General features: G+C 71.1%; 9 protein-coding genes. 5 read left to right on the top strand and 4 right to left on the bottom strand.

Features of this window, described 5'->3' with window-relative positions; translation table 11 throughout:
• Nucleotides 1-14 precede the first annotated feature (14 nt).
• Nucleotides 15-773 carry an SDR family oxidoreductase gene (locus HOV91_RS30130; protein WP_312884817.1) on the top strand — a complete coding sequence of 253 codons (759 nt, stop codon included), beginning with the start codon at nt 15-17 and terminating at the stop codon, nt 771-773.
• 231 nt (nt 774-1,004) lie between these two features.
• On the opposite strand, the gene HOV91_RS30125 is transcribed toward HOV91_RS30130, so the two are convergent.
• Nucleotides 1,005-2,213, bottom strand: coding sequence for a benzoate/H(+) symporter BenE family transporter (locus tag HOV91_RS30125; RefSeq protein WP_174188699.1), 1,209 nt, complete (start codon nt 2,211-2,213; stop codon nt 1,005-1,007).
• Between the two features lie 174 nt (nt 2,214-2,387).
• Between HOV91_RS30125 and HOV91_RS30120 the strand changes: the two genes are divergently transcribed.
• Nucleotides 2,388-3,206 carry a sulfurtransferase gene (locus HOV91_RS30120; RefSeq protein WP_174188698.1) on the top strand — a complete coding sequence of 273 codons (819 nt, stop codon included), beginning with the start codon at nt 2,388-2,390 and terminating at the stop codon, nt 3,204-3,206.
• 19 nt (nt 3,207-3,225) lie between these two features.
• Here the strand turns inward: HOV91_RS30120 and HOV91_RS30115 are convergent, their stop codons facing one another.
• Nucleotides 3,226-3,588 (bottom strand): hypothetical protein, encoded by a 363-nt coding sequence (locus HOV91_RS30115; RefSeq protein ID WP_174188697.1) that lies wholly within the window; start codon nt 3,586-3,588, stop codon nt 3,226-3,228.
• A gap of 150 nt (nt 3,589-3,738) precedes the next feature.
• On the opposite strand from HOV91_RS30115, the gene HOV91_RS30110 reads away from it, so the two are divergent.
• From HOV91_RS30110 to HOV91_RS30100, 3 genes are all read left to right on the top strand, one after another.
• Entirely contained in the window at nt 3,739-6,546 is a 2,808-nt protein-coding gene (locus tag HOV91_RS30110) for a DEAD/DEAH box helicase (RefSeq protein ID WP_174188696.1), read from the top strand.
• Complete coding sequence (locus HOV91_RS30105) at nt 6,543-7,310, top strand: SWIM zinc finger family protein (protein ID WP_174188695.1); 768 nt, start codon at nt 6,543-6,545, stop codon at nt 7,308-7,310. Before HOV91_RS30110 ends, HOV91_RS30105 begins: the two co-directional genes overlap by 4 nt.
• Nucleotides 7,311-7,579: 269 nt before the next feature.
• On the top strand, nt 7,580-8,377 hold the full coding sequence (locus HOV91_RS30100; protein WP_369009328.1) for a helical backbone metal receptor: 798 nt from the start codon (nt 7,580-7,582) through the stop codon (nt 8,375-8,377).
• A 27-nt stretch (nt 8,378-8,404) separates the two neighbouring features.
• Here the strand turns inward: HOV91_RS30100 and HOV91_RS30095 are convergent, their stop codons facing one another.
• Together HOV91_RS30095 and icmF are read right to left on the bottom strand one after the other, a co-directional pair.
• Nucleotides 8,405-9,475 (bottom strand): amidohydrolase family protein, encoded by a 1,071-nt coding sequence (locus tag HOV91_RS30095; RefSeq protein ID WP_174188694.1) that lies wholly within the window; start codon nt 9,473-9,475, stop codon nt 8,405-8,407.
• Between the two features lie 85 nt (nt 9,476-9,560).
• A complete protein-coding gene (gene icmF / locus HOV91_RS30090) occupies nt 9,561-12,779 on the bottom strand; it encodes a fused isobutyryl-CoA mutase/GTPase IcmF (RefSeq protein WP_174188693.1) in 3,219 nt (1,072 codons plus the stop codon).
• Between the last annotated feature and the right edge of the window lie 68 nt (nt 12,780-12,847).

The raw sequence follows: 12,847 nt of genomic DNA, 5'->3' as shown, positions 1-12,847 counted from the left end.
TATAAGAGACAGGGATCGGGGCGGCGTTGGCAGGCCGGCTCGTCGCCGCCGGTGCGCGCGTGGTGCTCGCCGATCTCGACGGAGCGAGCGTGGCCGATGTCGCGGAGTCGCTCGGACCCGGTGCGGTCGCGGTCGGCGGGGACGTGGCCGACGAGGCGGTGATCCGCGCGGCGATCGAGCGCGCCGAGGCCGAATTCGGCCCGGTGGACCTGTACTTCGCGAACGCGGGCATCGGCGGCGGTGCGGGCCTGGACAGCACCGACCAGCAGTGGGCGGCCGCGCTCGAAGTCAACGTGCTGGCCCACGTCCGCGCCGCGCGGCTGCTGGTGCCCGGATGGCTGGAGCGGGGCGGCGGCTATTTCGTCGGCACCGCGTCCGCGGCGGGGCTGCTCACCCAGCTCGGTTCGGCGCCCTACGCGGTGTCCAAGCACGCGGCCGTCGGCTTCGCGGAGTGGCTCTCGGTCACCTACGGCGACCAAGGGGTTCGGGTGAGCTGCGTGTGCCCGATGGGGGTGGACACGCGGTTGCTGCACAGTGGCCTGGTCCCGCCGGAGCACGCCGCCGAGGCTGAGCTGGCGGTTAAGGCCGTGACCAGCGCGGGTGCGGTGCTGTCACCGGACGAGGTCGCCGACGTCGTACTCGCCGGGGTGGCCGACGAGCGCTTCCTGATCCTCCCGCACCCCGAGGTGCTGAAGATGTACCGCCACAAAGGCTCCGACTACGACCGCTGGATCGACGGAATGCGCCGCTTCCAGGCCGCCCTGCGGGCATAGGCGACTTCCTTCGCCCCGGCCCGGTGGGTCAGGTCGCTTCGCGTGCCTCGGTTCCGCTCGACCCGGCGCGGGCGACGGACAGCTCGGCCTGGCTGCGCTGGATCGGGCTGCCTCGCTTCAGCTCGGCCGGGTGTGGGTCGGGGTTGGGCTCGGCTGCGCTGGATCGGGCTGCTTCGGTTTCGCCCGGCCCGGCGTGAGCTGTGGACGGCCTTCGCCCGACTGCGGCGTTAGTCAGCGCTGAAGCAGCACTTTCCGTACCACGAGTCCGGCGAGCAATGCCCAGAAGGCGGCGCCGATGCCGGCGAAGCCGACCCCGGAGGCGGCGATCACGAAGGTCACCACACCCGCCTCGCGGTGCTCCCCGCGCAGCGCGGCGGCGAGCGCCGCGGCCAGGGTCGCCAGCAGGGCCAGACCGGCGACCGTCTCCAGCGTTCCGGCCGGGGCGGCCGCGATCAGCGTGACCAGGGCGGCGGAGCCCAGCGCGAGCAGCAGGTACAGCACGCCCGTGGTGAACGCCGCGATCCAGCGCCGCTTCGGGTCCGGGTGGGCGGCGGGCGCCGCGGCGAGCGCGGCGCTGATGGCGGCGAGGTTGATCGCGTGCCCGCCCGCGGGCGCCGCGGCGACGGTGCCGAGACCGGTGACGGTCATCGCCGCGCGCCAGGGCACCCGGTAGTCGAACGAGGCCAGCACCGCGGTGCCCGGGATGTTCTGCGACGCCATGGTGACGACGTAGAGCGGTATCGCGACACCGATCAGCGCCTGCCAGCTCCAATGCGGCAGCGTCAGTTCCAGTCGCGGAACCATGGCGCCGACGTCGAGGCGCCGGTGTTGCACCGCGATGCTGATGGCGGCACCGGCCGCGGCCGTCGCGAAGGCGGCGATCACGGCCCAGCGCGGGGCGTAGCGTTGCAGCGCGAGCCAGACCAGGATCACCGGGACCACCACCGCCGGACTCGTCTGCACGGCACGGACCGGAGCCAGGCACAGCGGCAGCAACACTCCGGCGAGCATGGCCTGCGCGATCTCCACCGGGATCGCGGCCACCAGCGCCCCCAGCCGCTGCCACAGTCCGGTCACCACGACCAGCACACCCGCCACCATGAACGCACCGACCGCGGCGGGCCAGCCGCCCGCCACCGCGCCGGTCCCGGCCAGCAGCGCCGCGCCGGGCGTCGACCAGGCCAGCGTGATCGGCATCCGGTACCGGTAGCTCAGCGCCATCATGCCGAGCGCCTGCGCGAGGCACAGCGCGAGCAGGCCCGACGCGGCTTGCGCGGGGCTCGCCCCCACGGCGGTCAACCCGCTCAGCACCACGGCGAAGGAACTGGTGAAACCGACGAGCGCCGTCACCGCGCCAGCGCCCAGCGGCGTCGCAAGTCCGGTCGCCGACCGTTCCGGTTGCCGCGTCGCGGGGGCGGGGGTGGTGGAAACGTCCGACATCGGTCGGATATTGCCCCTGGTCACACGCGTGTGTCACCTGCCAGTGCCGCGAAACTGGCCTGACTTGGACCGGGTCGTGACGTGCGACACGAGAGTAGGGCCACATCGGCACATCCGGATGCGTAGGGTAGGGGAGTCGGTGCGCGAGGACGCGATTCGGGACGAGGAGCTGAGTTGAGCGCGGTACTGATCTCACCGGGCGAGCTGCGGGAAGCTTTGGCGGACAAGCGGCTTCGCCTACTGGATGTCCGCTGGGCGCTGGGCGACCCGGACGGGCCGCAGCACTATCTCGCCGGACACATCCCCGGCGCGGTGTTCGTCGACCTGGAAACCGAACTGGCCGCGCCGCCCTCACCCGCGCGCGGCAGGCACCCGCTGCCGGACCTCGCGCAGCTGGAGAAGTGCGCGCGCAGCTGGGGGCTGTGCGACGGCGACCCGGTGGTCGTCTACGACGCGACCGGTGGCATGGCCGCCGCCCGAGCCTGGTGGCTATTGCGCTGGGCGGGTGTCGCCGACGTGCGCATTCTCGACGGTGGGCTGCCCGCCTGGATCGCCGCGGGCGAGCCGGTCGCGATCGGAGCCGAACCGGACCCCGAGCCGGGCGATGTGGTCCTCAGCCCCGGGCACCTGCCGGTGATCGACGCCGACGCGGCGGCGCGCTGGAAGGGCGTCCTGCTGGACGCGCGCGCGGGCGAGCGCTTCCGCGGCGAAGTGGAACCGATCGACCCCCGCGCGGGGCACATTCCCGGCGCGGTGAGCGCTCCGACCGCCGACAATCTCGACGCCGAGGGGCGCTTCCGCGCGGCGGCGGAGCTGCGCGAGCGTTTCGACGGCTTCGGGTCCGGGCCGGTGGCCGTGTACTGCGGGTCCGGGGTGACCGCCGCCCACCAGGTCGCGGCGCTGGCCGTCGCGGGCTTGGAGGCGGCCCTGTATCCCGGGTCGTGGTCGCAGTGGTCGAACGATCCGAAGCGGCCGGTCGCGACGGGCAGCTAGCCGAGGGTTCGCGCAAGCCCTACAGCCAGGCGCGAGCCAGGAGGTCGTCGTCGGCGACCTCGCTCGCCCGGGGCGGGAACCGGGTGGCCGCGATCGACTCGATACGCGTTCCGTCGTGCCCGATCACCCAGGAGCCGCCGCGCTCCTCGCATTCGGCGATCTTCGCGAAGACGGTGAGCAGGAAGGTGATGGCCTCGCGCGGGTCGGCGGTGCGGGCCAGCCGCTGGGATTCACCCGGTCGCGACAGGTCCAGCCACACGCCGCACTGCCCGTCGAGCCGCATGCCGACGATCTTGTCGGCGTGCACGAAGGTGAATTTGCGCCGTTCCCACGCGGTCGTCGGTGTGAAGCTCTGCTCGAGAACCTGGAGCAGGATCGTCATGCTGCTTCCTCCGCCTCTCTTGTCACAAAGCTGCGGTAATTCCGCGATGACCTGCGGATATCCCAGTATGTTCCGGTATCGCGCAGAAATCCACAACGGTCGGGCCGCGGTGGGCGCGGCCGTGTCGTAGCGGCCTGCTTGGATGGGTTGATGCTGCACGGACTGTGGTCGCCGGGTTCCGGGTTGCTGCTCTGGCAGGACTCCCGGGTCGTCGCCACGTCCACCGAGTTCCCCGATCCGCTGGGCGGCATGCTGCGGGCGTCGAAGTTCCGGCACCGTGCCGAGGTCCTGGTCGTCGCGAACGGCGTCGCCGGGACCGAGCGGGTTCGCGCGCACGCGCTGGCTCCCGCCGCGGCCGTCGCGGTCCTGCGGCAGTGGCTGCCCGCCGAGCTGGTCTCGGCGGATCTGCGCTTCCTCGCGCACGTCGCCCTCGGCATCGAACGCTGGGTGCGTTCCGGGCGTGTCGTGCCGCAGTTGCACCGTGCGGACGGCCAGTGGTGGGTGCGCTGGCGGCTGGTCGGCGGCGAGCGGCAACGCGCCTGGCTGGCCGAACTCGCGGTCGCCATGCCGCAGGCGCTGCGCGTGGCCGGGCGTCCGGCGGCGCTGCTCGACGACATGGTCACCGAGCTCACCGATCCGATCGCGCGGGCGCTGGCCGACCTGCCCGATTCGGAGCACCCGTTGCTGGCCGCACTGGCCGGGGACACTCCGCTGGACAACGGCAGCTATCAGGTCGCCGAGGTGCTGGAGCGGTGGCGGGCCAGCCTGACCGGCGACGAACCGGAACTGGTGCTGCGCCTGCTCGAGCCGGATGGCGAACTCGGCGTCGCCGACGAGTCGGTGGCGCTGTGGCGGCTGGAGGTCTGCTTACGCGTCACCGGTGAAGCGCCCAGAACCGTACCGCTGCACGAGGATCCGAACCTCGTCCGCATCGCGGTGGACAAGCTGGGCGCGGCCCAGCGCGCGTATCCGAGGTTGCGTGACCTGCCGAGCGATCCGCACAGCATGGATCTGCTGCTGCCCACCGAGGTGGTGCAGGACCTGGTCGCGCACGGCGCGCACGCCCTGCACGCCGCGGGCGTCCAACTGCTGCTGCCGCGCGCGTGGAGTGTCGCCGAACCGAGCATGCGGCTGCGCGTGGACAGCGCGGTTCCCGCCGCGGAGAGCACCGTCGGTCTGCGCGGCCTGGTCTCCTACCGCTGGGAACTCGCGCTCGGCGACCTGGTGCTGACCGCGGCCGAGATGCGGCGCCTGGTGCACGGCAAGTCCGATCTGGTGCAGCTGCGCGGCCAGTGGGTGCAGGCCGATCACAAGGCGCTGGCCGCCGCGGCCCGGTACGTCGCCGCGCACACCGACGACTCGCCGGTCACCCTCGCGGACATGCTCGGCGAGATCGCGGTCTCGCGCGTGCCGCAGGTGCCGATCACCGAGGTCACGGCCTCGGGATGGGCGGCGGACCTGCTCGACCGCGCCCGCGAGCCGGTAGCGGTCGCCACGCCGGTCGGACTGAAGGCCCAGCTGCGCCCCTACCAGGAACGCGGCCTGGCCTGGCTGGCCACCATGAGCCGGATAGGGTGCGGCGCGATCCTGGCCGACGACATGGGGCTCGGTAAGACCGTCCAGGTGCTCGCCTTGCTGGTGCACGAGCGTGAGACGGCCGAGCCGCCCGGCCCGACCCTGCTGGTGTGCCCGATGTCGGTGGTCGGGAACTGGCAGCGCGAGGCGGAGCGGTTCGCGCCCGACCTGCGGGTGTGGGTGCATCACGGAGCGGGGCGGCGGGCCGGCGCCGAGTTCGACGAGACGGTCGCCGCCGCGGACCTGGTGGTCACCACCTACGCGCTGCTGGCGCGCGACGCCGAGGAACTCGGCAGACAGCACTGGGCCCGCGTCGTCCTGGACGAGGCGCAGCACATCAAGAACGCGGGGACGCGGCAGGCGCGGGCGGCGCGGGCGCTGCGCGCGCGACATCGGCTCGCGCTCACCGGAACCCCGGTGGAGAACCGGTTGGAAGAGCTGCGCTCCATCATGGATTTCGCGATGCCGAAGGTGCTCGGCAGCCCGCAGTCGTTCCGCGCGCGCTTCGCGGTGCCCATCGAACGCGAGCGCGACCAGAACGCGATCAGCCGTCTGCGCTGGCTCACCCAGCCGTTCGTGCTGCGCCGGGTGAAGACCGATCCGACGGTGATCAGCGACCTGCCGGAGAAACTCGAGATGACGGTGCGGGCGAACCTCACCGTCGAGCAGGCCGCCCTCTATCAAGCGGTGGTGGACGACATGCTCGCCAAGATCGAGGACGCGAAGGGCATGGCCCGCAAGGGCGCCGTGCTCGGCGCGCTCACCCGGCTCAAGCAGGTGTGCAACCATCCCGCGCATTTCCTGGGCGACGGGTCGAGCGTGCTGCACCGCGGCGCGCACCGATCGGGCAAGCTGGGCCTGGTCGAAGACGTGCTGGAGGCGGTGCTCGCCGACGGCGAGAAGGCGCTGCTGTTCACCCAGTTCCGGGAATTCGGCGAGCTTATCGTGCCGTATCTCGCCGAGCGGTTCGGCACCGCGGTCCCGTTCCTGCACGGTGGCGTGCCGAAGAAGAAGCGCGACGCGATGGTCATCCGGTTCCAGGCGCCGGACGGGCCGCCGCTGATGTTGCTGTCGCTCAAGGCGGGCGGCACCGGGCTCAATCTCACCGCCGCCAATCATGTTGTCCACCTGGACCGCTGGTGGAATCCCGCGGTGGAGAACCAGGCCACCGACCGCGCGTTCCGGATCGGTCAGCGGCGCAATGTGCAGGTGCGCAAGCTGGTCTGCGTGGACACGATCGAGGAGCGGATCGACGAGATGATCAACGGCAAGCGGCAACTCGCCGATCTGGCCGTCGGCGCGGGGGAGAACTGGATCACCGAGCTGAGCACCGACGAATTGCGCGACCTGTTCACCCTCGGCGCGGCGGCGGTGGGCGAATGAGTCCGTTCGTCGACTACTCCGAGTACGGGAAGAAGTTGCCGGTGCGTGGCGGCGTGGAAGCACGCAGCAGGCGCGGCGGCTTCGGGCGCACCTGGTGGGGCAAGGCGCTGGTGGACTCGGTGGAGCGGATGGCGGAGCCGGGCCGGTTGGCGCGCGGCCGCAACTACGCCAGGTCGGGTCAGGTGGTGAACTACCGGATCGAGCCCGGTGCGGTGACGGCGGAAGTGCAGGGCAGTCAACCGCGCCCGTTCACCGCGGTGTTCACCGTGCGCCCGCTGCGCGAAGAGGAGGTCGCGGAACTCGTCGAGACCATCCGCTCGGCCCCCGGCATGCTCGCCGAGATCGCCTCGGGCGCGCTGCCGACCGCGCTCGGGCCGCTGCTGTTGCCGAGCACCGCGGCCGAGCTGGATTTCACCTGCACCTGTCCGGACCCGGGCTGGCCGTGCAAGCACGTGGCGGCGGTTTGCTATCTGCTGGCCGAGCGACTCGACGAACACCCGCGCGAGATCCTGGCTCTGCGCGGACTCGACCTGGACACACTGATCGGCGGGATCGAGCGCGAGCCGGGACCACCCGTTTCCGACGACCCGTACGGTGCGGACATCCCGCTGCCGGATCTGCCCGCTGTCGAATTCCGGGCGGCGCCGGAGGATCTGGATCCGACGCTGCTGCGCAGGGCGCTGCGGATGACCTCGGCCGACGAGGCGATCGCCGCGACGGGTCTGCGCGAACTCACCTCGCTGTATCGGCGGTTCGACCGCTGAGATTGGTGGGCACCCAGCATCGGGGCTGTCGGTTACCGCCGGACTGTCGGGGCGGGATCTGGACCGGCGGAGCGAAGGGACCGGAGACTTCCCGATGCCGGGTGCCTTACTCAGTGTCCCGCCGCTCGACCCGGCGCGGAACTGCCTTATAGCGCCCGCACACTGCCCTTGCGCCGAACTTGTCGAACCGCCGCGGGATCGTCGCACGGCCGTTCCGGGCCCGGAAAACAGAGCCCAGCAGCGCGAATGTCGTGCGATAGGCTGACCGGGTGGCAGGGAAGAGCGCCGTGGACGGGTGGCCCCGCGACGACCTCGGAACCCCGGTGGATCTCCGCACACCGCCGCGCCGGGTGGTGTCGCTCGTGCCGTCGCTGACCGAGGCGGTGGCGCACACCTGCCCGGAAGTCCTGGTCGCCGCGACGCAATGGTGCACGCACCCCGCCGATCTGGCGGTCGAGCGGGTCCGCGGCACCAAGAACCCGGACGTGCGGCGCATCGCCGAACTCGCGCCCGACCTGGTGCTGTGCAACAAGGAGGAGAACCGCCGCATCGACGTCGAACGCCTGCGAGCGGCGGGAATCCCGGTGTGGGTGACCGAGATAGAGACCGTCGAGCAGGCCATGGTCTCGCTCACCCGGCTCTGCGTGGAGGCACTCGGCGCCGATATCCCGGCGTGGCTGCGCCGCGCCGAGTCCGCCTGGGCGCCCGCGCCGCCCGAACCGGCCCGCGCCGCCGTCATCCCGGTCTGGCGCGATCCGTGGATGGTGGTCGGACGCGACACTTTCACCGGCGACATCGCGCACCGTCTGGGCCTGCGCTTGGTGCATGCCGATCGCCCCGACCGCTATCCGCGCGTCACGCCGGCCGAGCTGACCGCGGGTGTCGACCTCGCGGTACTACCCGACGAGCCCTATGTCTTCACCGAAGACGACGGCCCGGAAGCGTTTCCGGATATCCCGGTCGCGTTGGTGGAGGGCCGCGCCCTCACTTGGTACGGGCCGTCGCTGGCGACCGCTCGCGGCACGCTCACCGCGCAACTGGCTCGGGCGGGCCGACGTGGTGCGTAGTCGAACCGATCTGTGGTGCGTCCAGGCTCAGTCCGCGATCCGGTAGACGCGTTGCGCCGTGGTCCGGAAGACCTGCTCGAGTTCCGCCGGTCCGCCGCCGTGGCCGGTGACGGCGGTCGCGATGGCCTCGATGCTGTTCGCGATGCTGGTGACCGGCTTGTCCACGGGGAAGTTCGAGCCCCAGACGAGGCGGTCGGCGCCGAACACGTCCATGGCGTGCTCGACCAGCGGGCCGATCCGGTCGAGCAGCTGCGGCACGGGCGTCGACGTGCCGCGCGGCGGGATCGGGTGACCCAGAATCGGCATCATCAGACCGCTCACCTTCGCGACGACATTCGGCCGCGCGGCCACGGCGGCGAGGTCGTCGCGCCACCGCACCAGCAGTTCCCTGCGCAGCCCGGGGTGCGTGCCGGTGTGTTTGCCGACCCCGCCGAAGATCCCCGCGGGCGTGCCGAGGTGGTTCAGCACGATCGGCACCTCGGGATACCGCTCGGCCAGGGCGGTGACGTCGGGAATGGCGTGCGAGTACACCCATGCCTCGAAGGACAGGCCGCGCTCGGCCAGCTGGGCGAAGCCGTCCAGGAAGGCTTTGGTGGTGAGCTTGCCGGGTGTGTCGGTGAACGAGCGCACGCCGGGATCGGGGTGGTGGGCGACCATCGTGCGAATGCCGCGCAGCAGCGGTGAGGCGGCCGCGTGCGCGTCCAGCAGTTCGGCGAACCCCGGGGCCGCCGGGTCGCCGCCCGCGAGAATCGCGCCGAGGCGCGGCGCCGTGTCCAGCGGCAACCCGGCCACCCACGCGGTCTCCCCGGCCTTGCCCAGCGGTCCCGGCTGCGACCATTCGACTTCGATGTGCGCGACCACCTCGATCGGCGCGTTCCCGGCGTCGGCGCGGTAGTCGAACGGCAGGTAGGGCCGCAGGTAGGCGACCGGATCTCCGACGAACTCGCGATCCCGCCGCGGCGCGAGGCGCTTCGCCGCGTCCACCGGGACAGGAAGCAGCCGGAACAGTTTCGCCAGGGCACTGAAATCCCGGGGTGTGGTGAACGGATCCCACTGATGGATGTGCGCGTCGATGATCCGAATTTCCGAGAGGTCCATGTCTGCCATCCCAACCACGCCGTAGGTTTGCTCGGGCGATTGTCACACGCCCCGCGCGAGCCGGGCCGCGAAACCCGGCCCCGGCTCACACGTTGCGGCGGTATTGCCCTCCGACGGTGAAGAACGTGTCCGTGATCTGCTGCAGCGTGCACACCCGCGCGGCCTCCATCAGAACCTCGAAGATGTTGTCGTCGGTGCGTGCGACGGCTTCCAGCCGGGCCAGCGCCGCGTGGGCGGCATCCCGGTTGCGCTGCTGGAACTCGCGGACCCGGCGCAACTGCGACCGCTTCTCCGCCTCGGTGCCGCGCGCCAGTTCCAGCTCCCGGTGGGGCTCGTCGTGGGAGTTGCGGAAGGTGTTCACCCCGATGATCGGCAGCGAACCGTCGTGCTTGCGCTGTTCGTAGCGCATCGATTCGTCCTGGATCTTGCCGCGCTGGTAGCCGGTCTCCATCGCGCCGAGCACGCCGCCGCGTTCGCTGATCCGCTCGAACTCGGCCAGCACCGCCTCCTCGACCAGATCGGTGAGTTCCTCGACCAGGAAGCTGCCCTGGAGCGGGTTCTCGTTCATCGCGACGCCCCACTCCCGGTTGATGATGAGCTGGATGGCCAGCGCGCGGCGCACCGACTCCTCGGTGGGGGTGGTCACCGCCTCGTCGTAGGCGTTGGTGTGCAGGCTGTTGCAGTTGTCGTAGATCGCGATCAGCGCCTGGAGCGTGGTGCGGATGTCGTTGAAGTTCATCTCCTGGGCGTGCAGCGACCGGCCGGAGGTCTGGATGTGGTACTTCAGCTTCTGCGACCGTTCGTTGGCGCCGTAGCGATCGCGCATGGCGACCGCCCAGATCCGCCGGGCCACCCGGCCGATCACGGAGTATTCCGGGTCCATCCCGTTGGAGAAGAAGAACGACAGGTTCGGCGCGAAGTCGTCGATGTGCATGCCGCGCGCGAGGTAGGCCTCCACGTAGGTGAAGCCGTTGGCGAGGGTGAAGGCCAGCTGGCTGATCGGGTTCGCGCCCGCTTCGGCGATGTGGTAGCCGGAGATCGACACCGAGTAGAAATTCCGGACGCCGTTGCGCACGAACCATTCCTGGATGTCGGCCATCATGCGCAGGCTGAACTCGGTGGAGAAGATGCAGGTGTTCTGGCCCTGGTCCTCCTTGAGGATGTCGGCCTGCACCGTGCCGCGCACCGTGGCCAGCGTCCGCGCGCGCAGCTCGGCCGCTTCGTCGTCGGTGGGCGGCCGTCCCTGTTCGGCCGCGAAGCGGTCGAGGACCTGATCGATCGCGGTGTTCAGGAAGTAGGCCAGGATGGTGGGCGCGGGGCCGTTGATGGTCATCGAGACCGAGGTGGCCGGGGCGGTGAGATCGAAACCGTCGTAGAGCACCTTCATGTCGTCGAGCGAGGCGATGGACACCCCGGAGGTGCCGACCTTGCCGTAGATGTCGGGCCGCTCGGCGGGATCGTGCCCGTAGAGCGTCACCGAATCGAACGCCGTGGACAGCCTTTTCGCGTCGGAATGCTCGCTGAGCACCTTGAACCGGCGGTTGGTGCGGAACGGGTCGCCCTCACCGGCGAACATGCGCGCCGGGTCCTCGTTGTCGCGTTTGAACGGGAACACTCCCGCCGTGAACGGGAACCGGCCGGGCAGGTGCTCGGCGCGCAGGAAGCGCAGCAGCTCACCGTGATCGGTGTAGCGAGGCAGCGCGACGCGCGGAATCGAGTTGCCGGACAAGGTCTCCCGGCGCAGCGAGGTGTGGATCTCCCGATCGCGGACCCGCACCACCTGTTCGTCTCCGCGGTAGGACTCGGCCAGCGCCGGCCACTCGGCCAGCAGCGCGGCGTTCGCGGGCGTCAGGTCGGCGCGGGCGCGTTCGGCCAGTTCGGCGACCGCGGTGTCGCCGGGCAGCTCGGCCGCCACTTGCTCGAGGCGTTGCAGCCGTTGCGCGGCGAGCGCTTGGGCGGCCGTTTCGGCGTGATAGTCGCGCACGGCCTCGGCGATCTCGGCCAGGTAGCGCACCCGCGCGGGCGGGATGAGCTGGGCGAAGCGGGTGGAGGTCCGGGTGTCCACCCGGGGCAGCGCGCCGGGCTCCAGCCGCAGGCCGCGATCGGCGAGCAGCCCCGTCAGGTGCTGGTAGAGCGCGGTCACGCCGTCGTCGTTGAACGTCGCCGCGCTGGTGCCGAAGACCGGCATGTCCTGCGGCGCGGCGTGGAAGTCCGCCCGGTTGCGGATCAGCTGGCGGGCCACGTCGCGCAGCGCGTCGGCCGCGCCGCGGCGCTCGAACTTGTTGATCGCCACCACGTCCGCGAAGTCCAGCATGTCGATCTTCTCCAGCTGGGAGGCGGCGCCGAATTCGGGCGTCATCACGTACATCGACACGTCGACGTGGTCGGTCACGGCGGCGTCGCCCTGACCGATGCCGGGCGTCTCCAGGATGACCAGGTCGTATCCGGCTGCCTTGCAGGCGGTCACGATGAGATCGATGTTGTCCGGCAGTTCCCGTCCGCCGCGGGTGGCCAGCGAGCGGAAGAAGACGTGCTCGCCGTCGAGCGCGTTCATCCGGATGCGGTCGCCGAGCAGCGCGCCGCCGCCGCGGCGACGGGTCGGGTCGACCGCGAGGATCGCGACCCGCACCTTGTCCTGCTGGTCCGAACGCAGCCTGCGCACCAATTCGTCGGTCAGCGAGGATTTTCCGGAACCGCCGGTGCCGGTGATGCCCAGGACCGGCACGGTGCGCGCGGACGCGGCGTCGGCCAGGCGGCGCCGGTCCTGCTCCGGCAACATGTCCGCCTGCAGGCAGGTGATGACGCGGGCCAACGCGGCGCGCTCGCCGGCGAGCACCGCGTCCAGCACCGGCGGCTCGGCCGCGAGGTCGGTATCGCAGGCGCGGATCAGCTCGTTGATCATGCCCGGCAGGCCGAGCCGCTGCCCGTCCTCGGGGGAGAAGATGGTCACGCCGGACTCGGCCAGACGCGCGATCTCCTCCGCGACGATCACGCCGCCGCCGCCGCCGAAGATCCGCACGTGGCCGGCTCCGGCCTTGCGCAGCGCGTCGGCCAGGTACTCGAAGTACTCGACGTGACCGCCCTGGTAGGAGCTGACCGCGACGCCCTGGGCGTCCTCGGTGAGCACCGCGTCCACCACCTCGCCGACCGAGCGGTTGTGGCCGAGGTGGATCACCTCCGCGCCCTGGCTCTGCAGGATGCGGCGCATGATGTTGATCGCCGCGTCGTGCCCGTCGAACAGTGCCGCGGACGTGACGAAACGAACGGGATGGGTAGGTACGTAGAGCGCGCTGCTGTCGGCCACGGAATTCCTCCGGCGAGTCCATTTGGCGCCCGATACTAGGACGTCAAACTAATCCTACGGTGACTGCG

Source organism: Nocardia barduliensis (assembly GCF_013315795.1).
Taxonomy (GTDB): Bacteria; Actinomycetota; Actinomycetes; order Mycobacteriales; family Mycobacteriaceae; genus Nocardia; species Nocardia barduliensis.
The sequence above is the reverse complement of the archived record's forward strand: the minus strand, read 5'-3'. Positions and strand labels throughout refer to the sequence as shown.